The sequence below is a fragment of the Streptomyces sp. NPDC005402 genome, assembly GCF_040606575.1.
In the GTDB taxonomy this organism is placed as follows: Bacteria; Actinomycetota; Actinomycetes; order Streptomycetales; family Streptomycetaceae; genus Streptomyces.
This window is the reverse complement of sequence record NZ_JBEXFB010000013.1, coordinates 42,864-64,961: the sequence shown is the minus strand read 5'-3', so window position 1 is coordinate 64,961 and position 22,098 is coordinate 42,864. Positions and strand designations below refer to the sequence as shown.

The following is a 22,098-nucleotide window of genomic DNA, read 5'->3' as shown; positions in this document are numbered from 1 at the left end:
GCAGGGACCCTGGGGACCTCAGCGATGGTTATGTTCTTGTTCCTGGTCATCGCGCTCGCGGTCGTGGTCGCCGCGGTGACGCTCGCCGTGGTGGGCGGCGGCGACAGCGACGGCCCGCTGCCCGACGTCGCCCCGGAGCGGCTCCAGGACCCGCTGCCGCCGGACCGGCCGGTGAACCGAGCGGACGTCGAGGACCTGCGCTTCCCGCTGACCGCCCGCGGCTACCGCATGGCGGACGTCGACGACGCGCTCAGCCGCCTCGGCGCCGAGCTCGCCGAGCGGGACGCCCGGATCGCCGACCTGGAGTCCGCGCTGGCCGGCGCCCGGGCCGCGGCCCACGTCGCCCTGCGGAAGCCGGAGCAGGGCCACGGGGAGCAGCAGTGAGCGACGGCACCGCCCTGGCCGGCCCGGACGGCGCGCCGCGCTGCCCCTGGGCCCTGTCCACGCCGGACTACGTGACGTACCACGACGAGGAGTGGGGCCGCCCGGTCCACGGCGACGACGCCCTGTACGAACGCCTCAGCCTGGAGGCCTTCCAGTCCGGGCTGTCCTGGATCACCATCCTCCGCCGCCGCGAGGGCTTCCGCGCCGCCTTCGCGGGCTTCGAGATCGCCAAGGTGGCGACCTTCGGCGAGGCCGACCGGGACCGCCTGCTCCTCGACCCGGGGATCATCCGCAACCGCGCCAAGATCGACGCGACGATGGCCAACGCGCGCGTGCTGGCCGAATGGTCCCCGGGCGAGCTGGACGAGCTGATCTGGTCCCACGCGCCGGCCTCGCACGCGGTCCCCAGGACCCTGGCCGACGTCCCCGCGGTCACCCCGGAGTCGACGGCCTTGTCCAAGGCCCTGAAGAAGCGCGGCCTGCGCTTCGTGGGCCCGACGACGGCGTACGCGCTGATGCAGGCGTGCGGACTGGTGGACGACCACCTGGAGACGTGCGTCGCGAGAACCCGCTGAGCCCTACCGGCCCAGGTACTTGGGCGTCTCCTTGTTCACGAAGGCCCGCACGGCGATCGTGTGGTCCTCGGAGGCGCCCGCCCGCGTCTGCAGCTCGTCCTCCTTGTCCAGCGTCTCCGCCAGACTGTGCGACAGCGCGTACGCGAGGGACTCCTTGATCGCGCCGTACGCCACCGTCGGCCCCTCGGCCAGGGCCCGCGCCACCTTCTCGGCCTCCGCGGGCAGCTCGGTGGACGGTACGAGACGGTTCACGATCCCCAGATCGTGCGCGTCCCGAGCCGACATGGTCCGCGGGAAGAGCAGCAGGTCGGCGGCGCGCCCCGGCCCCACCACGCGCGGCAGCGTCCACGAGATACCGGAGTCCGCGGTCAGTGCCACGCCCGCGAACGACGTGTTGAACGCGGCCGTGTCCGCCGCCACCCGGTAGTCCGCCGCGAGCGCGATCCCGAAGCCGGCGCCCGCCGCGACCCCGTTCACCCCGGCCACCACCGGCTTCGGCATCTCCGTGAGGGCCCGCACGACCGGGTTGTAGTGCTCCTTGACCGTGCTCATCACCTTCGTCGAGCCCTCGGCGAGCAGCCCGATGTGCTCCTTGAGGTCCTGCCCCACGCAGAAGGCCCGCTCCCCGGCGGCGGTGATCAGCACGGCCCGCACGGCGTCGTCCGAGGCCGCCGACTCCACGGCCTCCCGCAGCGCGACCTTCGTGGCGATGTTCAGCGCGTTCATCGCCTCCGGCCGGTTGAGCGTGATCGTCGCGAGTCCGTCGTGCACCTCGTAGAGCACGGTGTCGGCCATGGCGTATCCCCTCCGGTGTGTCCGCTGCATCCGATGTCCGAGGGACAGCATGGCGGAGATCGCCGTCCGAGGACCGGACCGTACGTGTGACCTGCGTCAAACAATTCCGGAGCGCTCATGACCGGCTGGGATCCGCGCGGCGGCGGAGTATCGCAGCCACATCGCCGAATTGAGTGGTTTTGCTCGGGCGCGTTGCCCAAGCGATGCCGACTGATGTTGGTCATCGGGTCCTGAGATGCGGGATAATGGCTTGGAAGCAATGTGTTCGATGCCGGTGGCGCGTGTCCCACTTTGACGCGCGTGCCCTCCCGGGGCCGTCGGCTTTGACGATGAGCTGGTTTCAGGAAGGGGAACGAGCATGGCGGCCATGAAGCCGCGGACGGGCGATGGCCCGCTCGAGGTGACCAAGGAGGGGCGGGGCATTGTCATGCGCGTTCCGCTCGAAGGCGGCGGTCGGCTCGTCGTCGAGCTGACCCCGGACGAGGCCGACGCGCTCGGTGACGCCCTCAAGAAGGTCGTCGGCTGACGCGGAAGCGACCATACCCTTTCGGTTGCCCCGGCATCTCATGAGATGCCGGGGCAGCGGTTTGTCCGGGCGGTTCCACGAATGGCCGTACGGCCCCCACCGGGTCCGGGGCCCGGGCCACCGGCTCAGCGCTTGACGGCGCAGAGCAGTCCGTCGCCCACCGGCAGCAGCGACGGCACCAGCTCTTGGCTCTCGCGTACGGCCCGCAGCAGTTCCCTGAGGCGCAGCACCTCCGTCGGCTGCGGTCCCGAATCCACCGTGCGGCCGTTGGCGAAAACGCCCTCGAAGACCACCAGGCCGCCCGGACGCAGCAGGCGCAACGATTCAGCGAGGTAGTCCATGACCTCCTGCCGGTCACCGTCGCAGAAGACGAGGTCGTAACCGGCGTCGGCGAGACGGGGCAGCACGTCCAGGGCCCGGCCCGGGATGAAGCGGGCCCGGTTGCTGGCGAAGCCGCTGGCGCGGAAGGCCTGGCGGGCGAACTGCTGGTGCTCCGGTTCGGGGTCGACGGTGGTCAGCACCCCGTCCGGGCGCATGCCGTGCAGCAGATGAATGCCGGAGACGCCGGTCCCGGTGCCGATCTCGGCGACCGCCTTGGCGTCCACGGAGGCGGCCAGCAACCGCAGCGCCGCGCCCGCGCCGGGCGACACCGAGCGCAGCCCCGCCTCGCGGGCCCGGTCGCGGGCCCAGAGCACGACTTCGTCCTCGGCGACGTAGGCGTCGGCGAACGCCCAGCTCGTCTGCCGGTTGCCGGTAATGACCCTCTCCTTGCCCCGTGGTTGCCTGGGCGTGACTGTATCCGTTGCCGTCGGGAACCCGCAGATGGGACCGGGCGTTTAGAGGGGTGGAGACGCACCCGGGGGGACACAGTTGGATCACGAAGTCGAGCGGGCCCTCGAGCAACTGCTGACGCAGGGGACCGAGTGGTATCAGCCCAGATCAAATTCTCGTAAAACCGCTTATCCGGAGCTAACGGGCGAGGTGGCTATGGTAGGGGCTCCACTGGAGACAACCAGAGCCGACAGGGGAGGTGCGGCCGCGCCTGGGGATCGTGGGGGAGTGCTGCGGCGCTTCCTCGGATCGGCGGGCAGGCCGAGATCCGTGAACGACACCGCTGACCACAGCCACGCCGGCGACTACGCCCAGACCGCGACCTTTGCCACCGACGCGGACGGGCAGGCGTGGACTCCGCCCACCTGGGAGGAGATCGTCAGCACGCACAGCGGCCGCGTCTACCGCCTCGCGTACCGCCTCACCGGTAACCAGCACGACGCCGAGGACCTCACGCAGGAGGTCTTCGTCCGCGTCTTCCGCTCGTTGTCCACGTACACGCCGGGCACCTTCGAGGGCTGGCTGCACCGCATCACCACCAATCTCTTCCTGGACATGGTCCGCCGCAAGCAGCGCATCCGCTTCGACGCCCTCGGCGAGGACGCGGCGGAGCGACTGCCCAGCCGCGAGCCGTCACCCCAGCAGGTCTTCAACGACGCCCACTTCGACGCGGACGTCCAGCAGGCACTCGACACCCTCGCGCCGGAGTTCCGCGCCGCGGTCGTCCTGTGCGACATCGAGGGACTGTCGTACGAGGAGATCGCCGCGACGCTCGGCGTCAAGCTCGGCACCGTCCGTTCGCGGATCCACCGCGGCCGTTCCCAGCTGCGCAAGGCCCTCGCCCACCGCTCACCCGAGGCCCGAGCCGAGCGCCGCTCCTTCATGGCCCGGGTCCCCGCACTGGGGGGAGGGGGCGCGTCCGCGTGAGTGGATCACTGCCCAAACCCGGCGAGGGGAGCCTCGCGGAACAGCATCTGGGAGACCGACTCGCCGCCCTGGTGGACGGTGAGCTCGGTCATGCCACGCGGGAGCGTGTTCTCGCGCATCTCGCCACCTGCCCGAAGTGCAAGGCTGAGGCGGACGCCCAGCGCCGCCTGAAGAACGTCTTCGCGGAGGCCGCCCCGCCCCCGCCCTCCGAGAGCTTCCTGGCCCGCCTCCAGGGGCTGCCGGGAGGTGATCCGGAGGACGGCGACAACTCGCCGTTCGGCGGGGGAGGATTCGGAGGTCTGTCGGGACGACCCGGCACCACCGGAGCCTTCGGGGTAAGACGTGGCGAGCGCTTCGAGTTCGACTACGTCCCCGCCCGCCCGCACGGCACGGTCCTGCCGCCCTCCGTCGGCCGGGGCTTCCGCATCCATGACGTCAGCCGTCACGAGGCCGACCGGTCGGCCTCGCGCGGCATGCGGTTCGCGGTCGTCGCCGCCGGCGCGGTGTCGCTGGCCGCGATCGCGCTGGGCGGCGTCACCGCGGGCATGCCGGGCGACACCGACGCCCGCGGGGCCGGCAGCAATGTGACTCCGGCGCGCACACCGGGCACGGGAGCCGCGGTGCCGGAGAACCAGCGCCGCCGTGGCGTGGGTCCGCTGCTCGCGCAGGAACAGGGACAGCGGATGCCGGGTGACACCCCGGTCAGCCCGACCACAGCGTCCGCACCGCTGCTGCCGGGTATCCCCGCCCAGGTGCAGGAGGCGGCCCTGCACACCCTCACGGCGCCCGTGGTCGCCGGTGCAGCCGCGATGTCCCCGCTCATACGTCCGCTCGGTGCCACCCCGCCGCTCACCCTGACGTCCCTGTCCACCACCCCGGACCTCACCACCTCCGGCTCCCTCGCCGCACCCGTCCCCCCCACCACGTCAGCGCCCACGCCCCCCAGCACCACCCGCTGACCGGCGCCCTGCTCCGCGGCGCCCGAACCTGGTTGAATCCACGGACAGGTCGACGCGCCGCGCACCGCGGCCGGTCAGCTGTGGGGAGAGCATGGACGAGGGCAGGCCCACGAAGAGCGATACGCCGACGACTGACACGACACGTTCCGACGGCGACTTCGTGCTGAGAGCCCCGCGCGGCGGGGCGGACTCGGAGGGCGACTACGAACTCACGGCCCCTCGGAACCCGTCCGACGCGCAGGGGGACTTCACACGGGCACGGCCCGTGCCGACGGCTGCCCCGCCGCAGGAGGCTGCTGCGGCCGACGTTCCCGTCGGCGAGCGCTCCACCGAGCAGGTCGACGCCGCGCCTGTCGGTCCCGTCGGCCCGGCTCCTGCCGAGCCCGCCACAGACCGTCCAGAGCCTGCACACGACCCCGACTTCACCAGCACCCCGCCGTACGGCGTACCGGGCCCCTGGGCCCCCGCCCCACCGGTCGCCCCGCCGGTCGCCCCACTGGTCCAGCACCCGGCGACCGCACCCGCGCCCGCGCCCGCACACGGCACGGCGACACCGACCCCGCCCGTGTCCGCCCCGCCTGTCCATGACACATCCGCGCCGCTGACGCCCGCGCAGCACGACCCGCCCACCCCCTGGCAGAACTACGACCCCTGGGCCCCCGTCCCCGCCCCCCTCCAGCAAACCGGTGTCGTCGTGGACACCGAAGGCACCCGGCGTCGCCGGGCCCGGCGGGCGCTTCTCGTCGGCGCTCTCCTGCTCGCGCTCGTGGCGGGCGGGGTCGGTGGAGTCGTAGGGGCGTATCTCGAGCGCAATGGTGTGGGGGGTGACGTCGTGGAGTTGCCGCAGGCCGATGAGGAGCCCGTCGGGCGCGCTCCCGACAGTGTCGCCGGGATCGCCGCGAGGGCCCTGCCCAGTGTCGTGACCCTGCATGTGAGCGGGGCCGAGGAGTCCGGGACCGGGACCGGGTTCGTGCTGGATGATCGCGGTCACATCCTCACCAACAACCACGTCGTGGAGCCGGCCGGAGCCGACGGCGGGATATCGGTGACCTTCCACAGCGGGGACGTCGCCGAGGCCACCGTCGTGGGGCGGGACAGCGGGTACGACCTCGCCGTCGTCAAGGTGAGCGGTGTCAGCGGGCTGCGGCCCCTGACGCTCGGCAACTCCGCCGGCGTCCAGGTCGGCGACCCCGTCGTCGCCATCGGCGCCCCCTTCGACCTGGAGGGCACCGTCACCTCCGGAATCATCAGCGCGAAGGAACGGCCCATCACCGCCGGGGGCGAGAGCGGAGACGGGAGCGACGTGTCGTACGTCGACGCCCTGCAGACCGACGCGCCCATCAACCCCGGCAACTCCGGTGGCCCGCTCCTCGACTCCCGCGCCCGGGTCATCGGCATCAACTCCGCCATCCGTTCCGCTGACGGCGGCTCCGGTTCCGGGAGCGGACAGGCCGGTTCGATAGGTCTCGGCTTCGCCATTCCCGTCAACCAGGCCAAGCGGGTCGCGGAAGAACTGATCAACACCGGCAGGGCGACCCACCCCGTCATCGGTGTCACCCTCGACATGGACTACACGGGCGACGGCGCCCGCGTAGGAACCAGGGGCGGTGACGGCGGACCCGCCGTGACCGAGGGCGGCCCGGGTGACCGGGCCGGGCTGCGGGCGGGCGATGTCATCACCGAGGTCGACGGCCGCCGTATCCACTCCGGCGACGAACTCATCGTGAAGACCCGCGCCCACCGTCCCGGCGACCGCCTGGAACTCACCGTGAAGCGCGACGGCAGAGAAAAAGACGTCTCTCTGGTCCTCGGATCCTCGGACGGCGACTAGAAAATCGACGGAGATTCACAGAGGAACGACAAAGGACCGATTAACAGAAACCTCACAGAGACGCCCGCAAACCCCGCTCCACAAGGCAAACAACCCGGAAAACCGCCCACCCGCCCGCACTCCGAGCCCTCGGGACAGTACCGGTCGTACGGGATCCCCAGGTACCGTGGACCCGGCCCGGACCACGGAAGACCCGCACAGACCAACCGAGGGCCGAGGACCGAGGACATCGCAAGGAGCTTCAGGTGTTCAATGACATAGGACCGCTCGAGCTGATCACGCTCGTTGTCCTCGCCGTGCTCGTCTTCGGTCCGGACAAGCTCCCGAAGGTCATCCAGGACGTCATGCGGACGGTGCGCAAGATCCGCGAGTTCTCGGAGAGCGCCAAGCAGGACATCCGGTCCGAGCTCGGCCCGGAGTTCAAGGACTTCGAGTTCGAGGACCTCAACCCCAAGACGTTCATCCGCAAGCAGCTGGACAACGACGAGCTGGGGCTCAAGGAGATCCGCAACGGCTTCGACCTGAAGAAGGAGATGGCCGAGGTCACCGACGCGGTGCACAGCACGGACACCTCGCCGTCCGCGTCCTCCTCCGGTGGCCGGATCGACATGACCAAGAAGCCCGAGGAGCTCGGCAAGGACGACCGCCCGACCTTCGACGCGGACGCCACCTGAGCCGTACGCCCCACCGGTAGGCGCCTGCCGAGCAGTTCGGCTCGGGGGCGCCTTTCCCCGTCCTGCGTGACGCGTTTCATACCCCGCTCTCACCTCCTATGCCCTCGTACGGCTCCCGTACGGCCCGAAGCAACCCCCCGTGCGCCCCGCGCGCCGGGCGGTTTCCCCGCAGCTCGGAGCGGTGTGGCTATGCTGCCGAGTTGTTGTGCGGGCCGTACGCGAACCAGCGACGCCGCCCGAAGGGGGGCGGGCCGGTCCGGTCCGACGAGCACTAGTAGGAGGCGTCCGGCACATGGAGACGACGAGTGGGGCAGTCGCGCAGGCGCCGGCCGCGGAGGGTGGCCAGCAGGTTCCCTCCGCCCGGCGCACGGTCGACGGCTACCTTCAGGCGCCCTTCCCCTGGTACGGCCTCGACGAGGCCTTCACGGGGCCGCGCTGGCTGATGCAGGTCGGCACGTCGGCCGACGGGGCCGTCGAGCACGGCTCGATCGGACACGGTGACGAGCCCTCGGTGAAGAACGAGGCGGGCTCCACGGGGGAGCCGAAGGAGAAGTTCGCGGTGGTGGTGACCGTAGCCGCGAACCCGTCCCGCAGGAGCGCGGACGGCACGGGGCTGCTGGAGGCCACGTCGGTCTCCTCAGCCGCCTGGCTGGCCGGGGTGGGGCTGCTGTCCTTCACCTGGCCCGGGCAGATGGACCACTCCCTGCGCGACGACTGGCTGGACCAGCAGACCGAGACGGCCTGGACCCTGGCGGACGACCTCGATGGACCCGACTGGTCCACCCTGTCCCTCCCGGTGGACGGCGTGCCCACACCGTTCCACTACCGCGAGTCGGAGTTCGGGTGGGTTCTGGCGGGCTCCACGCAGGAGGGGGTGCACGTGGGGGCGTACGGGAGAGGCATGAGCGCGTACGGGCTCGGGTTCGCGATGATCAAGGACATCTCGGCGTACGCCTAGCGCGAGGGGGCACCGAGGCCCGATCCGCGCGGTGCCCCACCACAGCCCTGTCGGCCCAGTCGTCGCCGTACCCGCCGGACCTGACGGTTGTCGGCGACCGCGTCGAGGAGCCGGCGTCCGATGCCGGCCACGTGGGCCGGGCCCTCGAGGCGCAGCAGGGTGCCGTCGCGGACCACGGCGTGAGCGACGGGAGCGCCGGCCTCCGGGAAGGTGACGGGGTGGCGTCCGGCCGGGAGCCGGACACGGGCGGGGAGCCGCAGCAGGGCCGCCGTCCCGCCGTCACCGGGGACCAGCTCGGCGTCCACCGTCAGGGCGGACACGGTGACCTTGAGACGTGCCGGGCCACCGGACGCCGTGGCCGCCACGTACGGCAGCGGGAGCGACCGCGCCCCGCGGAGAGCGTGCTGCTCGACGAAGGCGCGCCGGAACATCTTGTGCGGCGACATGCTCTGCATGAGCTCGTCGTTCTCGATCGTGCAAACGTCCACCGTGTGCCGGAACAGCCGCCGGGGCCGCACCATCGTGCTGGACATCTTGCCGAGCACCACGTCGGCGTGGTTTCGCCTGGCGTGCTCGTACAGCCGCTCCAGGGCCTCGGGGCCGAGCGTGTCGTCGTGGTCGACGAACTGGATGTACTCGCCGTTCGCGTGCCGCATCCCGAGATTGCGCGGTGCGCCGGGCCAGCCGGAGTTCGGCCGGGTGTGCACCTGGACGTTCGCGTGTGCGGCGGCGATCTTGTCCAGCCGGGCCGGAGTGTCGTCCGTCGAGCCGTCGTCGACGTAGATGACCTCGTACTCGTCGGCGGGCAGGCTCTGCCGGAACAGCGTCGGCGCGCATTCGTCGATGTACTTCCCGGTGTTGTGCACGGGAACGATGACGCTGACTTTGACGCTCGGCACTCCACGGACCCTACCGGGCCCGTGGAACGCCTTCCGTCAGGTGCGTCTCAGAACTTGTTCCGCGGAGTGATCCCCAGCGAAAGCCCCGAAAGACCCCGCTGGCGTCCCCCGAGCTTCCCCGCGATCCCCCGCAGGGCCGCGCCCGCCGGAGAGTCGGGATCGGTCAGCACCACCGGCTTGCCCTCGTCGCCGCCCTCGCGCAGGCGCACGTCGATCGGGATCGAGCCGAGGACCGGGACCGTCGCACCCGTGGTCCGGGTGAGGCCGTCCGCCACCGACTGACCGCCGCCCGTGCCGAAGACGTCGACCATCTCGCCGCAGTGCGGGCAGGGCAGGCCGGACATGTTCTCGACGACGCCGACGATCTTCTGGTGGGTCTGGACGGCGATGGAGCCGGCCCGCTCGGCGACCTCCGCGGCGGCCTGCTGAGGTGTGGTCACCACCAGGATCTCCGCGTTCGGGACCAGCTGCGCCACCGAGATCGCGATGTCGCCCGTGCCCGGCGGGAGGTCCAGGAGCAGCACGTCCAGGTCGCCCCAGTACACGTCCGACAGGAACTGCTGGAGGGCCCTGTGGAGCATCGGTCCGCGCCACACCACCGGGGCGTTGCCCGGGGTGAACATGCCGATGGAGATGACCTTCACGCCGTGCGCCGACGGCGGCATGATCATGTTCTCGACCTGGGTCGGGCTGCCGTCGGCGCCCAGCATGCGCGGCACCGAGTGGCCGTAGATGTCGGCGTCGACGACGCCCACCTTGAGACCGTCGGCCGCCATCGCCGCCGCCAGGTTCACCGTCACGGAGGACTTGCCGACGCCGCCCTTGCCGGAGGCGACCGCGTACACGCGCGTGAGCGAGCCCGGCTTGGCGAAGGGGACCTCGCGCTCGGTCTGGCCGCCGCGCAGCGCGGTCGCCAGTTCCTTGCGCTGCTCGTCGCTCATCACGTCGAGCGTGACGTCGACGCGGGTGACGCCCTCGACGGCCGCGACCGCGTCGGTGACGCGTTGCGTGATCGTCTCGCGCATGGGACACCCGGAGACCGTCAGGTACACGGTGACCGCGACCGCCCCGTCCGTCCCGATCTCGACCGACTTGACCATCCCGAGTTCCGTGATGGGGCGGTTGATCTCTGGGTCGTTCACCGTCGCCAGTGCCTCGCGCACCGCGTCTTCGCTAGCCATACGACGATGGTACGGCGCCGTACCGGAACCCCTGTACGGCTCTCAACGGTCGTCTACGTCACGTCCCGACGGCCGATCCGACCGTTCTGCCCGGAATACGCCGTGCCCGTCCTGCCTGGCCTCCAGCTCCTTCATCAGGTCCTGGAGCTCCGAGCGGATCCAGTCGCGGGTCGCTACCTCGCCGAGGCCGATCCTGAGCGAGGCGATCTCGCGGGTCAGGTACTCGGTGTCCGCGATCGACCGCTCGTTCTGCTTGCGGTCCTGTTCGAGGTTGACCCGGTCCCGGTCGTCCTGCCGGTTCTGCGCGAGCAGGATCAGCGGGGCGGCGTAGGAGGCCTGGAGGGACAGCATGAGCGTGAGGAAGATGAACGGGTAGTTGTCGAAGCGCAGGTCGCCGGGCGCGAAGATGTTCCACAGCACCCACGCGATGATGACGACCGTCATCCAGACGATGAAGCGCCCGGTGCCCAGGAAGCGGGCGATCCGCTCCGACAGCCGTCCGAACGCCTCCGGATCCCATTCGGGGAGCAGCCTGCGGCGCGGCGAACGCGGCTGGTCGAGGCGGGCGCGGGGACGGCCGGTCGCCGTGGCGCCGGAAGGGGTGCGCTCGCGGGCACCGGAAGGCATGCGCTCGCGGTTCGGGGTCTCGCGCTCAGGCGTCATGGTGGGCCGCCCCCTCCGCGTCGAACTCCGTCTCCCGCCAGTCCTCGGGCAGCATGTGGTCCAGTACGTCGTCCACGGTCACCGCGCCGAGCAGCGCCCCCGCCTCGTCCACCACGGGCGCCGCGACCATGTCGTAGGTCGCGAAGAACCCGGCGATGACGGGCAGGGTCGCGTCCGGGTCGAGGGCCTGGAGGTCGTCGTCGACGAGCGCGCTGACCAGGGTGTACGGAGGGTCGCGCAGCAGCCGCTGGAAGTGGACCGTGCCGAGGTACTTGCCGGTCGGGGTCTCGTCGGGCGGGCGGCACACGTAGACCTGGGCGGCGAGGGCCGGGGAGAGGTCCCGGTTGCGGACGCGGGCGAGCGCGTCGGCGACGGTCGCGTCCGGCCGCAGGACGATCGGTTCCGTCGTCATCAGACCGCCGGCCGTGTGCTCCTCGTACGCCATCAGACGCCGCATGTCGGCCGCGTCACCCGGCTGCATCAGGCTCAGCAGCCGCTCCTGTTCCTCCGTGGGCAGCTCGGCGAGCAGGTCGGCCGCGTCGTCGGGGTCCATGGCCTCCAGGACGTCGGCGGCCCGTTCCTCCTTCAGCTTGCCGAGGATCTCGATCTGGTCGTCCTCGGGGAGCTCTTCCAGCACGTCGGCCAGGCGGTCGTCGTCGAGGGCGGCGGCCACCTCGGCGCGCCGCTTGGCGGAGAGGTGGTGCAGGACGTTGGCGAGGTCGGCCGCGCGCAGCTGCTCGAAGGTGGCGAGGAGGCTCTCGGCGCCCTGTCCGTGTTCCTCCAGCGTGAAGCCGGTGACGGCGGACCACTCGACGGTCAGCGCCTCGCCCTTGCGCCGGAACGCCCCGCCCTTGCCGCCCTTGCGGACGAAGACGCGGTCGATCTCCCAGTCCCGGCGGGCCGGCAGGTGGTGCACCGACGCGTCGAGGACGGTGACCTGTTCGCCGCTCTCCACGAGGGTGACGCGCCGGTCGAGGAGCTCGCCGAAGACGAGGCGCTCGGTGGGGCGTTGCTCGAAGCGGCGGACGTTGAGGACGCCGGTGGTGATGACCTGTCCGGACTCGATGCTCGTCACCCGGGTCATGGGCAGGAAGATGCGGCGCCGGGTGGACAGTTCGACGACCAGGCCGAGCACCCGGGGCGGCCGGCGCCCCACGCGCAGGACGACGACCAGATCCCGCACGCGGCCCACCTGGTCGCCGTTGGGATCGAAGACGGCGACACCGGCGAGGTGCGAGACGAAGATCCGGGGGGCTCCCGCTGCCATGGCTGTGCTTCCTTCGGTTCGTCGTTCGTTGTCCGGATTGCCCGCTCGGGAGGGCTTCAGGCTAGCCCGTACCGATCGGATACGCCCTGGTGAGCGGTGCGGACGGTCTGGCTCCGCCCGGGGCCCGGAGCCCCGGTACGCTGCCGTACGCCGCTGAAGGACCGTCGTCGGAAAGGCAGCCCCACCTGTGACCGCGATTCCCCGGGGCCGTGCCCGCAGGACCGTTGTGGTGGGCGCGATGTGCGCCCTGGTCGTGACGGGAACGGGCCTGACGGGCTGCAGCGAGGACCCCGACGCGGGCACCAACGGGGTCGGCAAACTGCCCGCCGACCAGATCCAGTCGAAGACGCGAGCGGCCGCCGAGTCCGCCGACGCGCTGCGCCTGTCGGGGAACGTGGTCACCAGCGGGCGCACGTACAAACTCGACATGCGCCTGAATTCCGACGGCGGCTCAGGATCCGTCACCGCGGAGGGAACCACCTTCCAGTTGCTGCGGATCGGCAAGGAGCTGTATCTGAAGGCCGGCGCGGACTTCTGGACCCAGGCCGACGGAAAGGGCGACGACTCCGACGCGGCCGCCGACAAGCTCGACGGCAAGTACGTCAAGGTGCCGTCGGGCGACCCGGCGTACAGGAAGTTCAGCGGTTTCACGGACAAGGACGTTCTCCTCGACGGACTTCTGACGCTGCACGGCGGCCTGGACACCGACGGCCACCACGAGCAGGCGGGTACCCGCACGATCCGCATCACGGGCGACAAGGGCGACGGCGGCACGCTGGACGTCTCCCTGGAGGGGCAGCCGTACCCCCTGCGCCTGGCCCGGGCCGGCGGCGCGGGCACCCTGACCTTCTCGGCCTGGGGCAGGAACTTCCCCCTGACCGCGCCGAACAAGGACGAGACCGTGGACTACGGCAAGCAGCTGCCGACGTCCTAGCCGCGTTTGCGGCGCTTCAGAAGCAGCCGGGGAAGACCCGCGGGGATCGGCTCACGCGTGGTCGCCGGTGTCGGCAGCGGCGGTTCGGCCAGGTCGCCGTCGGGCAGCGCCGCCGTGACCCCGGTCGGTTCGAGCCGCAGCACCCGGCACTCGCGGGACCAGCGTTCCGTCATGGCCTCGCCGTCGGGGGCGTTCAGCCGTTTCCCCTTGAGCTCGGCGACAGCCGCTTCCCATGCCTCGGAGCCGGGAGCGAGCTCCACGACCTTCGCCGTCCAGGAGACCAGCCGGCCCCCCTTGTCCTTGCTGCGGACGGTCACCTCGGCGGCGCCCCCGTCGCTCAGCCCCGGCAGCGGCTGCTCCCCGGACCCGTCGCCGACCAGGCACGCCGCACCCTCGTGCCACACGTGCCACAGAGCGCGCGCCGAACCTTCGGAACCCTTGACCCAGATGAGGCCGGACTTCTTCGTGGCCTCCTCGACGAGGGCCCGGTCGAGCAGCTCACTTGTCATGAGGCCCACCCTAGAGCCAGCCGTTGCGCTTGAGGGTGCGGTGGATGCCCAGGCAGATGACTCCGGTGATCGCCATGATCACGGGGTAGCCGAGCTTCCAGTGCGTCTCCGGCATGTAGTCGAAGTTCATGCCGTAGACCCCGCACACCATCGTCGGTACGGCGATGATCGCGGCCCAGGACGTGATCTTCCGCATGTCCTCGTTCTGTGCGACGGACGCCTGCGCGAGGTTGGCCTGGAGGATGGAGTTGAGAAGCTCGTCGAAGCCGAGGACCTGCTCCTGGACCCGGGCCAGGTGGTCGGCGACGTCCCGGAAGTACTTCTGGATGTCGGGGTCCACCAGCCGCATCGGCCGCTCGCTGAGCAGCTGCATGGGCCGCAGCAGCGGGGCGACGGCACGCTTGAACTCCAGCACCTCGCGCTTGAGCTGGTAGATCCGGGCCGAGTCGACACCGCGCGAGACCTTGCCGCCGCGCCCCGGGGTGAACACCTCGGTCTCCACCTCGTCGATGTCGTCCTGCACCGCGTCGGCGACCGCGACATAGCCGTCGACGACATGGTCGGCGATCGAGTGCAGCACCGCCGAGGGGCCCTTGGCGAGCAGTTCGGGGTCGTCCTGGAGACGGTGGCGCAGCGCCCTGAGCGAGCCCTGGCCGCCGTGCCGGACGGTGATGAAGAAGTCCCGGCCGGTGAAGCACATGACCTCGCCGGTCTCGACGATCTCGCTGTTGGCGGTGAGTTCGTCGTGCTCGACGTAGTGGATGGTCTTGAAGACGGTGAACAGGGAGTCGTCGTAGCGCTCCAGCTTGGGCCGCTGGTGGGCCTGGACGGCGTCCTCGACGGCGAGCGGGTGGAGCCCGAACTCCCCAGCGATACCCGAGAATTCGGCCTCGCTCGGCTCGTGCAGACCGATCCACACGAACCCGCCGTCGCGGCGCACCTGGCGCATCGCCTCGTGCGGGCTCAGCTGCTGGTCGCTCTGCACGCGCCGGCCGTCGCGGTAGACGGCGCAGTCGACGACGGCGGAGGGCGTCGAGGGGTCGCGCGTCGCGTCGTACGCGCCGGTGTCCTTGCGCAGCGAGGGACGCGACGGGCGCACGGCGGCGCGCAGGTCACGGATCATCGACATGGCAGGCTCCTTCGTGACGGGCAACAAAGGGCCCCGGCGACGGGTGGAACTACCCGGAATGAGGACGTCCTGCTGTGGGTGTTTGGCACGTCCACAAAGCGGGGAGCACCGCATCATCGCGGTGGCGGACTTCGTTGCTGAAGTACTGATTCAGCTACTGCTACAGATCAGACAGATCAGGCAAAACGAACGAAGTGCTCTTCCGCACGAAGACGCGAACGTGAAAGGCGGCGGTTGCCGAAAGTCACAGAGCTGCATCAGCGGCCGGAAGAACGAGTGGTACTACCAGGTCGACTTCGATCCATGACAGCCCCACCTCCTCCGGCCGGTCCCTCGTAAGGGACGATCCATTCCCGCAAGGGAGTCTCGCTGGCGTCGGGACTCGATGCGCAACGCTTCTGCGTGCTGCCCCGACGACCGGGCCAGAGTACCAGCAGGCCGAAGTGTCAAGGCGCTGCTTTGCCCGGTGCTGACGAGTTCTATGCTCGCCGCATGGCAGATGTTCTTCCTCTGGTCGAGGCCCGGTTGCGCAGCGCGCTGGGCGAGCCGGACGCGCGCGCGGCGGTCACCTTCCTCGGCACGGACCGCATCGAGGTGCTCCGCTTCAGCGACGGGGACATCGTCCGTTACGCCACTCTCGGCATGTCGGCCCAGCCGATGGGCGACCCCACCGCGATGCTCGCCGACCCCGTCAAGGGCCCGCGCGCCGAGCTGCTCCTCTCCGTACGGGCAGGGCTCGCCGACACCGGCAAGGTGCTCCGTCCGCTCGCCGTGCTCGCCGCGTCCCCGCAGGTCGAGGGCGTGGTCGTGGCGCCGGGTGCGTCCCTCGACGTGGGTGAACCCCTGTGGCCCGGCGCCCCGTTCACCTCGGTCCTGGTCGCCGAGCCGGGCGGCCTGGTCGAGGACCTGGAGCTCGACGAGCCCCTCGACCCGGTCCACTTCCTGCCGTTGCTCCCCATGACGCCGAACGAGGCGGCCTGGAAGCGCGTCCACGGCGCCCAGGCCCTCCAGGAGCGCTGGCTGACCAACGGGACGGACCTGAGGGATCCGTCCCGCAAGTCCGTCCCGCTGGAGTGACCTTCGCGTGAGCAAGGTCACCAAGTGGTGGCCGGAAGTCGTCAGTTGGCGAAGACGGCGACGCTGTCCTCGGTCGCGTGCCTCGGCTCCAGCTCCTCCGCCTCGTGGGTGAGGGCCTTGCGCCGCACGACGACCACGAGCGCGCCCAGCACCGCGGTCACCGCCGCCACCACGAAGGGGACGTGGATGTCGGTCCACTCCTCGATCTTCGGCGCGAAGTAGGGCGCCGCGGCCGCCGCGAACCAGCGCACGAAGTTGTAGCCCGCGCTCGCCACGGGCCGCGGGGCGTCCGAGACGCCGAGCGCCAGCTCCGTGTAGACCGTGTTGTTCACGCCGATGAAGGCGCCGGACAGGATTGTGCAGACGATGGCCGCCGTGTGGTTGCCGTAGCCGAGGACGAGCACGTCGAGCGCGAGCAGGACGAGCGAACCGCCGAGCACCTTGAGCGAACCGAACCGCTCCTGGAGGCGCGGCGCGGCGAACACCGAGAAGACGGCGAGCAGTACGCCCCAGGCGAAGAACACGGCACCCGACTTGTACGGGGTCATGTCCAGCACGAACGGCGTGAAGGCCAGCACGGTGAAGAACGTGTAGTTGTAGAAGAAGGACGACACCGCGGCCGAGGCGAGCCCGCCGTGACCGAGTGCCTTGATCGGGTCGAGCAGGGACGTCTTGCGGGCCGGCTTCGGCTGCTCCTTCAGGAACACCGTGACGCACAGGAAGCCGATGGCCATCAGGAAGGCCGTACCGAAGAACGGGTAGCGCCAGCTGGCGTCACCGAGCAGGGCGCCGAGCAGCGGGCCGCACGCCATGCCGAGGCCGAGGGCGGACTCGTACAGCAGGATCGCCGCCGCGCTGCCGCCGGCCGCCGCGCCGACGATGACGGCCAGGGCGGTGGAGACGAACAGCGCGTTGCCGAGGCCCCAGCCGGCCCGGAAGCCCACCAGTTCCTGGACCGAGCCCGAGGTGCCCGCGAGCCCGGCGAAGACCACGACGAGGGCGAGGCCGAGCAGCAGGGTCTTCTTGCCGCCGATGCGGCTGGAGACGAATCCGGTGACCAGCATCGCGATCGCGGTGATCAGGAAGTACGAGGTGAACAGGAGGGAGACCTGGCTCGCCGTGGCGTCCAGGCCCTGGGCGATCGACGGCAGGATCGGGTCCACGAGTCCGATGCCCATGAAGGCGACGACGGATGCGCCCGCCGTCGCCCACACGGCCTTCGGCTGGCGCAGGATGCCGCCGGCTCCCGCATCGAAGGGGTCCATGGTCGTTCCTCCACTCCACACGGAGATAGTTGGTATATGCACATACTAAGTTAGGTCTGCTAAATAATGCAAGCTACACCTAGTTCTTCCTGGTGAAGCCGGGGTGAACCCGTTCCGTCCGGACGGGTGATCGTCCTTGACGTGGCGGAGCGAGGGTAGGACCGTGGGGCCCTATGAGGGGCGAACCCAGTTGCCCGAAGTGTGGTGGCCGGGTCAGGGCTCCCGGACTCTTCGCCGATTCCTGGCAGTGCGATGTGCACGGGACGGTGCATCCGCTGCAGCCCGTGATCCCGCCGAGCGTCGAGGCCCTCGATGTCGTGGTGCATCGCACGCAGGTGCCGGTGTGGATGCCGTGGCCGCTGCCGGTCGGCTGGCTGTTCACGGGCGTGGCCTGCGCGGGTGACGACCGCAGCGGCGGTCGTGCCACGGCCGTGGCGTGCACGGGACCCGGGCCGCTCGGGGGTGTCGGCGAGCTGATTCTGGTGGCCGAGGAGCTCGGCGTCGGGCTCGGGGCGCGCTACGCGGGCATCGACGGACCGGATCCGGGGCCGTACATGAGCGTGGACAAGCCGGCGCAGGCGAAGGTGCTCGCCGCCGGCCGGCCGACTCCGCTGTGGCATGTCTCCGGGGCGCCGGAGGACCGGGCGGTGTTCGCGGGGGAGGCGCTGGGGCTGTGGTTGTGGGCGGTCGTATGGCCCGAGCAGTCCGGGTTGCTGATGTACGACGAGCTGGTGCTGACGGATCTGCGCGATGCCGGGGCGGAAGTCGAACTGGTGCCCTGTGGGGCACTGTCGCCCCGACTGCTGAAGCCCTGACTGTAGGGGTTGTACCCCTGCTGCGGGTGTGACAGGGGAGCCCGAAAATCCGGTTATCCTTGAGCGTCCTCTTCTGTCCTGTCAGCGTCTGGAGTCCGTGTCGTGCGTATCGATCTGCACTGCCACTCCACCGCGTCCGACGGGACCGACACGCCCGCCGAGCTGGTGCGCAACGCCGCCGCTGCCGGGCTGGACGTCGTCGCCCTCACCGATCACGACACGACCCGTGGGTACGGCGAGGCCATGGCCGCCCTGCCCGCGAGACTCACCCTCGTCACCGGGGCCGAGCTGTCCTGCCGGATCGACGGGGTCTCGATGCACATGCTGGCCTACCTCTTCGATCCCGAGGAGCCGGAACTGCTCGCAGAGCGGGAGCTGGTGCGGGACGACCGGGTGCCCCGGGCGCGCGCGATGGTGGCCAGGCTTCAGGAGCTGGGCGTGCCGGTCACCTGGGAGCAGGTGGCGCGGATCGCCGGAGACGGGTCCGTCGGGCGGCCGCATGTCGCCACCGCGCTCGTCGAGCTCGGGGTCGTACCGAGTGTGGACGAGGCCTTCACGACCGACTGGCTGGCCGACGGCGGCCGGGCCCATGTGAAGAAGCACGAGACCGACCCCTTCGAGGCGATCCGGCTGGTCAAGGGGGCCGGCGGGGTCACCGTGTTCGCCCACCCGGGCGCCAGCAAGCGCGGCCGCACCGTCCCGGAGTCCGCGATCGCCGAGATGGCCGCCGCCGGCCTCGACGGCATCGAGGTCGACCACATGGACCACGACGAGGACACGCGCGTACGGCTGCGCGGACTCGCCGCCGACCTGGGACTGCTCGTCACCGGCTCCAGCGACTACCACGGCAGCCGCAAGACGGTCGCCCTCGGCGAGTACACGACGCACCCCGAGGTCTACGGGGAGATCACGCGACGGGCGACGGGGGCGTTCCCCGTCCCCGGCACCGGCGGAATCTGAGGCCCGACCCCGCTCCCCATCACCCGGCGCCGCAGGCCGTGCCCGTGCCCGGCTCCGTGTTCCCTCCCTTTCGGTAAGGCCAGTTCCGTCATGTTCGACGTCGCCGTCTTCGGCTCGCTCTTCCTCACCCTGTTCGTCATCATGGATCCCCCCGGGATCACCCCGATCTTCCTCGCGCTGACCGCCGGCCGGCCCGGCAAGGTGCAGAAGCGGATGGCCTTCCAGGCCGTCTGTGTGGCGGGCGGTGTCATCGCCGTCTTCGGGCTGCTGGGCCACCAGATCCTGAACTACCTGCACGTCTCCGTACCCGCGCTGATGATCGCGGGCGGGCTGCTGCTCCTGCTGATCGCACTCGACCTGCTCACCGGCAAGACCGACGAGCCGAAGCAGACCAAGGACGTCAACGTGGCGCTCGTACCCCTGGGCATGCCGTTGCTGGCCGGTCCGGGTGCGATCGTCTCCGTCATCCTGGCCGTGCAGAAGGCCCACAGCGTCGCCACGCAGGTCTCGGTGTGGACGGCGATCCTCGCCATCCACGTCGTGCTGTGGCTGGTGATGCGGTACTCGCTGCTGATCATCCGGGTCATCAAGGACGGCGGGGTCGTGCTGGTGACCCGGCTCGCGGGCATGATGCTCTCCGCGATCGCAGTGCAGCAGATCATCAACGGGATCACCCAGGTGATCCAGGGGAGCTGAGCGGCCCGTGCGCATGCGCAGAGCCCCCGCCCGGCGTCGATGCCAGGCGGGGGCTCTGAAGCTTCAGCGGTGATCCGCGTCTGTAGTGTTCGGGTTATGAGGCCGAAGTGTCGGCCGGACGGATCCAGAGCCGCTGTCCTACGGACGCGGCCTGCTGAACGATCCGGTTGACGGAGGCGGCGTCCACGACAGTACTGTCCACGGGCGTGCCGTCGACGTCGTCGAGTCGCATGATTTCGAAGCGCATGGCTTCTCCCTTCGTCTGGTCATCCTCCTGCGGAGAATTACTGCGTACACAGGTAGTCAACGGGGTGCGTGTTACAAACATTCCCTACGCTAAAGAAATTTTTCGAACGGCTAACTACTGACCGGTAAGTGAGTCTTCGGAGACTCCTTGGGACCGGTTGTGTTCGCAGCGTGACCGCCGGGACAATGGGGGCGATGAACGACGACCTGGCGTCCCTGAGCGCCCGCATCGACCGCACCAACGAGCTGCTCACGCGCATGCTCGCCGAGGTGGCGAAGACACCCTCGACGCATGCGATCTTCGTCGACGCGGGATATCTCTACGCGGCCGCGGGACGACTCGTCGCCGGCACGGAGGACCGTCGCGCCTTCGACCTCGACGCCGAGGGCCTGATCGAGGCCCTCATCGACCGGGCGCGGACCATCTTCGCGGACAGCAGACTGCTGAGGGTCTACTGGTACGACGGCGCGAGACGCCGTATCCACACGGCGGAGCAGCAGACCATCGCCGAACTCCCGGACGTGAAGGTCCGGTTGGGCAACCTCAACGCCAACAACCAGCAGAAGGGCGTCGACTCGCTGATCCGCTCCGACCTGGAGTCCCTGGCCCGGCACCGCGCGATCAGCGACGCGGCACTTCTGGGCGGCGACGAGGACCTGGTCTCGGCGGTCGAGGCGGCCCAGGGCTACGGCGCCCGCGTCCACCTGTGGGGCATCGAGGCCCCGGAGGGCCGCAACCAGGCGGAACCGCTGCTGTGGGAGGTCGACAGCCAGCGCACCCTCGACCTCGACTTCGTCAAGCCGTACGTCTCGCGGCGGGCCGCCGTCCCCTACGAGGCGACGGCCACCCGTCCCACCCGCGACGACGTCCGGTTCGTGGGCGCGCAGATCGCCGCGAAGTGGCTCGGGGAGCGGGGGCGGGCGGCGCTGCAGGAACTCCTGCCCGGGCACCCCTATCTGCCGGGCTCGGTGGACCAGGACCTGCTGGTGGAGGCGGAGGGACGTCTCCAGTACTCCCTGCGGGGGCAGGCGGATCTGCGGCGGGCGCTGCGGGACGGGTTCTGGGAGCACCTGCAGGGGCAGTACTGACCGCTCAGTGGCCGACGGCGTCCCAGAAGTCGGCCAGGGCGTGGGCCGTGGGGAGGGGCTCGTCGGCGTTGGGGGAGTGGTCGGCTCCCGGGATCACCGTGCGGCGGGCGCGCAGTCGTACGGCCATGTCGTCGAGGAGATGAACCGGCCAGGTGTCGTCCTGCGAGCCGGACAGGACGTGGAACGGCAGCGGGACGGCGGCGAGTTCGCCGACCAGATCCGGCTCCGTGCACAACTGACGCCCCGTCGCGAGGAGTTGGGCGGGTTTGTTGCCGAGCCAGCGGCGGCGGAGCTGTGCGACGTCCCCGATGCCCTTGGCGGGACCGCCGACCTCCTCGGGCGGGCCCATGGCCAGGATCGCGTCCCACACCTCGGCCATCGTCATCACCCCGAGCGCGTCCCGCAGCAGCTTCACGCGCTGCTGCTGGGAGTCGGAGATCTGCGCGGGGCCCGAGGAGACGAGGGTGAAGGAGAGGAAGGGGGAGTGGTCGAGCAGTACGGCGGCGCGCCCGATCTGACCGCCCAGCGAATGTCCGACCAGGTGCACGGGGGTGTCGAGGGCGGCGGCCTGGGCCAGCACGTCGCGCGCCAACTCGCCGCGTGCGTAAGCGGATTCGTCGGTCTCCGGGCCGTCCGACTCGAACTGCCCCCGCCCGTCCACGGCCACGACCCGGTACCCGCGCGCGGTGAGCGGCTCGTGAAGCAGCGTGAAGTCCTCCTTGCTCCCCGTGAACCCGGGCAGCAGCAGCGCGGTGCCCTTCCGGGCGACACCGGGGACCACGGCAGAATCCACCGCCGCGAACTCACCGCGAGCGGTGCGCAGGGGGTGGACGCGGGCGCCGGGCGGCGGAGGGAAGACGGCTCGGGTGCTCACGGGGTGAGGGTATCGGGCGGGGTGGCGGGGCGAG

Annotated in this window: 25 protein-coding genes; 14 read left to right on the top strand and 11 right to left on the bottom strand. The window is 70.6% G+C overall.

What is annotated here, in order from left to right:
• Positions 1–24 precede the first annotated feature (24 nt).
• Both ABZT02_RS25025 and ABZT02_RS25020 read left to right on the top strand, forming a co-directional pair.
• A complete protein-coding gene (locus ABZT02_RS25025; protein ID WP_356020848.1) occupies positions 25–384 on the top strand; it encodes a DivIVA domain-containing protein in 360 nt (119 codons plus the stop codon).
• Positions 381–959 carry a DNA-3-methyladenine glycosylase I gene (locus ABZT02_RS25020; protein WP_356020846.1) on the top strand — a complete coding sequence of 193 codons (579 nt, stop codon included), beginning with the start codon at positions 381–383 and terminating at the stop codon, positions 957–959. Before ABZT02_RS25025 ends, ABZT02_RS25020 begins: the two co-directional genes overlap by 4 nt.
• Before the next feature lie 3 nt (positions 960–962).
• Here ABZT02_RS25020 and ABZT02_RS25015 read toward each other — a convergent pair whose 3' ends face one another.
• The gene (locus ABZT02_RS25015; protein WP_356020844.1) at positions 963–1,754 is read right to left on the bottom strand and encodes an enoyl-CoA hydratase-related protein; all 792 of its coding nucleotides are present in this window, start codon (positions 1,752–1,754) and stop codon (positions 963–965) included.
• 358 nt (positions 1,755–2,112) lie between these two features.
• Between ABZT02_RS25015 and ABZT02_RS25010 the strand changes: the two genes are divergently transcribed.
• Positions 2,113–2,280 (top strand): DUF3117 domain-containing protein, encoded by a 168-nt coding sequence (locus ABZT02_RS25010; protein ID WP_003966491.1) that lies wholly within the window; start codon positions 2,113–2,115, stop codon positions 2,278–2,280.
• 125 nt (positions 2,281–2,405) lie between these two features.
• Here ABZT02_RS25010 and ABZT02_RS25005 read toward each other — a convergent pair whose 3' ends face one another.
• Complete coding sequence (locus ABZT02_RS25005; RefSeq protein WP_356021209.1) at positions 2,406–3,038, bottom strand: O-methyltransferase; 633 nt, start codon at positions 3,036–3,038, stop codon at positions 2,406–2,408.
• A 301-nt stretch (positions 3,039–3,339) separates the two neighbouring features.
• On the opposite strand from ABZT02_RS25005, the gene sigE reads away from it, so the two are divergent.
• From sigE to ABZT02_RS24980, 5 genes are all read left to right on the top strand, one after another.
• Entirely contained in the window at positions 3,340–4,038 is a 699-nt protein-coding gene (gene sigE / locus ABZT02_RS25000) for an RNA polymerase sigma factor SigE (RefSeq protein WP_037943029.1), read from the top strand.
• Positions 4,035–4,997: a zf-HC2 domain-containing protein gene (locus ABZT02_RS24995; RefSeq protein ID WP_356020841.1), complete on the top strand. Its 963-nt coding sequence runs from the start codon at positions 4,035–4,037 to the stop codon at positions 4,995–4,997. The genes sigE and ABZT02_RS24995 overlap by 4 nt, the downstream gene beginning before the upstream one ends.
• 91 nt (positions 4,998–5,088) lie before the next feature.
• Positions 5,089–6,828 carry a trypsin-like peptidase domain-containing protein gene (locus ABZT02_RS24990; RefSeq protein ID WP_356020838.1) on the top strand — a complete coding sequence of 580 codons (1,740 nt, stop codon included), beginning with the start codon at positions 5,089–5,091 and terminating at the stop codon, positions 6,826–6,828.
• A 245-nt stretch (positions 6,829–7,073) separates the two neighbouring features.
• The gene (locus ABZT02_RS24985; RefSeq protein WP_356020836.1) at positions 7,074–7,502 is read left to right on the top strand and encodes a sec-independent translocase; all 429 of its coding nucleotides are present in this window, start codon (positions 7,074–7,076) and stop codon (positions 7,500–7,502) included.
• A gap of 292 nt (positions 7,503–7,794) precedes the next feature.
• Positions 7,795–8,460 carry a hypothetical protein gene (locus tag ABZT02_RS24980; protein WP_356020834.1) on the top strand — a complete coding sequence of 222 codons (666 nt, stop codon included), beginning with the start codon at positions 7,795–7,797 and terminating at the stop codon, positions 8,458–8,460.
• On the opposite strand, the gene ABZT02_RS24975 is transcribed toward ABZT02_RS24980, so the two are convergent.
• Genes ABZT02_RS24975 through ABZT02_RS24960 form a run of 4 tightly spaced genes read right to left on the bottom strand, consistent with a single transcriptional unit; the run spans position 8,457 to position 12,470 of the window.
• Complete coding sequence (locus ABZT02_RS24975) at positions 8,457–9,359, bottom strand: glycosyltransferase family 2 protein (RefSeq protein WP_356020831.1); 903 nt, start codon at positions 9,357–9,359, stop codon at positions 8,457–8,459. The two genes, ABZT02_RS24980 and ABZT02_RS24975, sit on opposite strands and share 4 nt — an antisense overlap.
• A 47-nt stretch (positions 9,360–9,406) precedes the next feature.
• Complete coding sequence (locus ABZT02_RS24970; protein ID WP_356020829.1) at positions 9,407–10,540, bottom strand: Mrp/NBP35 family ATP-binding protein; 1,134 nt, start codon at positions 10,538–10,540, stop codon at positions 9,407–9,409.
• Between the two features lie 42 nt (positions 10,541–10,582).
• The gene (locus tag ABZT02_RS24965; RefSeq protein WP_356020827.1) at positions 10,583–11,203 is read right to left on the bottom strand and encodes a DUF1003 domain-containing protein; all 621 of its coding nucleotides are present in this window, start codon (positions 11,201–11,203) and stop codon (positions 10,583–10,585) included.
• Positions 11,193–12,470 carry a CBS domain-containing protein gene (locus tag ABZT02_RS24960; RefSeq protein WP_356020825.1) on the bottom strand — a complete coding sequence of 426 codons (1,278 nt, stop codon included), beginning with the start codon at positions 12,468–12,470 and terminating at the stop codon, positions 11,193–11,195. The genes ABZT02_RS24965 and ABZT02_RS24960 overlap by 11 nt, the downstream gene beginning before the upstream one ends.
• A 187-nt stretch (positions 12,471–12,657) precedes the next feature.
• Between ABZT02_RS24960 and ABZT02_RS24955 the strand changes: the two genes are divergently transcribed.
• On the top strand, positions 12,658–13,404 hold the full coding sequence (locus ABZT02_RS24955) for a hypothetical protein (protein ID WP_356020823.1): 747 nt from the start codon (positions 12,658–12,660) through the stop codon (positions 13,402–13,404).
• On the opposite strand, the gene ABZT02_RS24950 is transcribed toward ABZT02_RS24955, so the two are convergent.
• Positions 13,401–13,913: a hypothetical protein gene (locus tag ABZT02_RS24950; RefSeq protein WP_356020820.1), complete on the bottom strand. Its 513-nt coding sequence runs from the start codon at positions 13,911–13,913 to the stop codon at positions 13,401–13,403. The two genes, ABZT02_RS24955 and ABZT02_RS24950, sit on opposite strands and share 4 nt — an antisense overlap.
• Before the next feature lie 10 nt (positions 13,914–13,923).
• A complete protein-coding gene (locus tag ABZT02_RS24945) occupies positions 13,924–15,042 on the bottom strand; it encodes a magnesium and cobalt transport protein CorA (RefSeq protein ID WP_356020818.1) in 1,119 nt (372 codons plus the stop codon).
• A gap of 492 nt (positions 15,043–15,534) precedes the next feature.
• Between ABZT02_RS24945 and ABZT02_RS24940 the strand changes: the two genes are divergently transcribed.
• Positions 15,535–16,119, top strand: a complete 585-nt coding sequence (locus ABZT02_RS24940) for a suppressor of fused domain protein (RefSeq protein WP_356020816.1) — start codon at positions 15,535–15,537, stop codon at positions 16,117–16,119.
• A 41-nt stretch (positions 16,120–16,160) separates the two neighbouring features.
• Here ABZT02_RS24940 and ABZT02_RS24935 read toward each other — a convergent pair whose 3' ends face one another.
• The gene (locus ABZT02_RS24935) at positions 16,161–17,384 is read right to left on the bottom strand and encodes an MFS transporter (RefSeq protein WP_356020814.1); all 1,224 of its coding nucleotides are present in this window, start codon (positions 17,382–17,384) and stop codon (positions 16,161–16,163) included.
• A gap of 173 nt (positions 17,385–17,557) precedes the next feature.
• Here ABZT02_RS24935 and ABZT02_RS24930 point away from each other — a divergent pair, with 173 nt between their 5' ends.
• From ABZT02_RS24930 to ABZT02_RS24920, 3 genes are all read left to right on the top strand, one after another.
• Complete coding sequence (locus tag ABZT02_RS24930) at positions 17,558–18,199, top strand: DUF6758 family protein (protein WP_356020812.1); 642 nt, start codon at positions 17,558–17,560, stop codon at positions 18,197–18,199.
• Between the two features lie 102 nt (positions 18,200–18,301).
• Positions 18,302–19,159 carry a PHP domain-containing protein gene (locus tag ABZT02_RS24925; RefSeq protein WP_356020810.1) on the top strand — a complete coding sequence of 286 codons (858 nt, stop codon included), beginning with the start codon at positions 18,302–18,304 and terminating at the stop codon, positions 19,157–19,159.
• A 90-nt stretch (positions 19,160–19,249) separates the two neighbouring features.
• Positions 19,250–19,855 (top strand): MarC family protein, encoded by a 606-nt coding sequence (locus ABZT02_RS24920; RefSeq protein WP_053851370.1) that lies wholly within the window; start codon positions 19,250–19,252, stop codon positions 19,853–19,855.
• A gap of 94 nt (positions 19,856–19,949) precedes the next feature.
• Here the strand turns inward: ABZT02_RS24920 and ABZT02_RS24915 are convergent, their stop codons facing one another.
• Complete coding sequence (locus tag ABZT02_RS24915) at positions 19,950–20,102, bottom strand: hypothetical protein (protein ID WP_356020807.1); 153 nt, start codon at positions 20,100–20,102, stop codon at positions 19,950–19,952.
• 194 nt (positions 20,103–20,296) lie between these two features.
• Here ABZT02_RS24915 and ABZT02_RS24910 point away from each other — a divergent pair, with 194 nt between their 5' ends.
• A complete protein-coding gene (locus tag ABZT02_RS24910; RefSeq protein WP_356020804.1) occupies positions 20,297–21,190 on the top strand; it encodes an NYN domain-containing protein in 894 nt (297 codons plus the stop codon).
• Positions 21,191–21,194: 4 nt separating this feature from the next.
• Here ABZT02_RS24910 and ABZT02_RS24905 read toward each other — a convergent pair whose 3' ends face one another.
• The gene (locus tag ABZT02_RS24905; protein ID WP_356020802.1) at positions 21,195–22,064 is read right to left on the bottom strand and encodes an alpha/beta hydrolase; all 870 of its coding nucleotides are present in this window, start codon (positions 22,062–22,064) and stop codon (positions 21,195–21,197) included.
• Positions 22,065–22,098: the final 34 nt, after the last annotated feature.

Bases quoted from the DNA above. Each gene is read 5' to 3' on its own strand.
- ABZT02_RS25025 (WP_356020848.1), top strand. From the start codon at position 25: ATGGTTATGTTCTTGTTCCTGGTCATCGCGCTCGCGGTCGTGGTCGCC.
- ABZT02_RS25015 (WP_356020844.1), bottom strand. From the start codon at position 1,754: ATGGCCGACACCGTGCTCTACGAGGTGCACGACGGACTCGCGACGATC.
- ABZT02_RS25010 (WP_003966491.1), top strand. From the start codon at position 2,113: ATGGCGGCCATGAAGCCGCGGACGGGCGATGGCCCGCTCGAGGTGACC.
- ABZT02_RS24990 (WP_356020838.1), top strand. From the start codon at position 5,089: ATGGACGAGGGCAGGCCCACGAAGAGCGATACGCCGACGACTGACACG.
- ABZT02_RS24980 (WP_356020834.1), top strand. From the start codon at position 7,795: ATGGAGACGACGAGTGGGGCAGTCGCGCAGGCGCCGGCCGCGGAGGGT.
- ABZT02_RS24970 (WP_356020829.1), bottom strand. From the start codon at position 10,540: ATGGCTAGCGAAGACGCGGTGCGCGAGGCACTGGCGACGGTGAACGAC.
- ABZT02_RS24965 (WP_356020827.1), bottom strand. From the start codon at position 11,203: ATGACGCCTGAGCGCGAGACCCCGAACCGCGAGCGCATGCCTTCCGGT.
- ABZT02_RS24960 (WP_356020825.1), bottom strand. From the start codon at position 12,470: ATGGCAGCGGGAGCCCCCCGGATCTTCGTCTCGCACCTCGCCGGTGTC.
- ABZT02_RS24950 (WP_356020820.1), bottom strand. From the start codon at position 13,913: ATGACAAGTGAGCTGCTCGACCGGGCCCTCGTCGAGGAGGCCACGAAG.
- ABZT02_RS24945 (WP_356020818.1), bottom strand. From the start codon at position 15,042: ATGTCGATGATCCGTGACCTGCGCGCCGCCGTGCGCCCGTCGCGTCCC.
- ABZT02_RS24940 (WP_356020816.1), top strand. From the start codon at position 15,535: ATGGCAGATGTTCTTCCTCTGGTCGAGGCCCGGTTGCGCAGCGCGCTG.
- ABZT02_RS24935 (WP_356020814.1), bottom strand. From the start codon at position 17,384: ATGGACCCCTTCGATGCGGGAGCCGGCGGCATCCTGCGCCAGCCGAAG.
- ABZT02_RS24930 (WP_356020812.1), top strand. From the start codon at position 17,558: ATGAGGGGCGAACCCAGTTGCCCGAAGTGTGGTGGCCGGGTCAGGGCT.
- ABZT02_RS24920 (WP_053851370.1), top strand. From the start codon at position 19,250: ATGTTCGACGTCGCCGTCTTCGGCTCGCTCTTCCTCACCCTGTTCGTC.
- ABZT02_RS24915 (WP_356020807.1), bottom strand. From the start codon at position 20,102: ATGCGCTTCGAAATCATGCGACTCGACGACGTCGACGGCACGCCCGTG.
- ABZT02_RS24910 (WP_356020804.1), top strand. From the start codon at position 20,297: ATGAACGACGACCTGGCGTCCCTGAGCGCCCGCATCGACCGCACCAAC.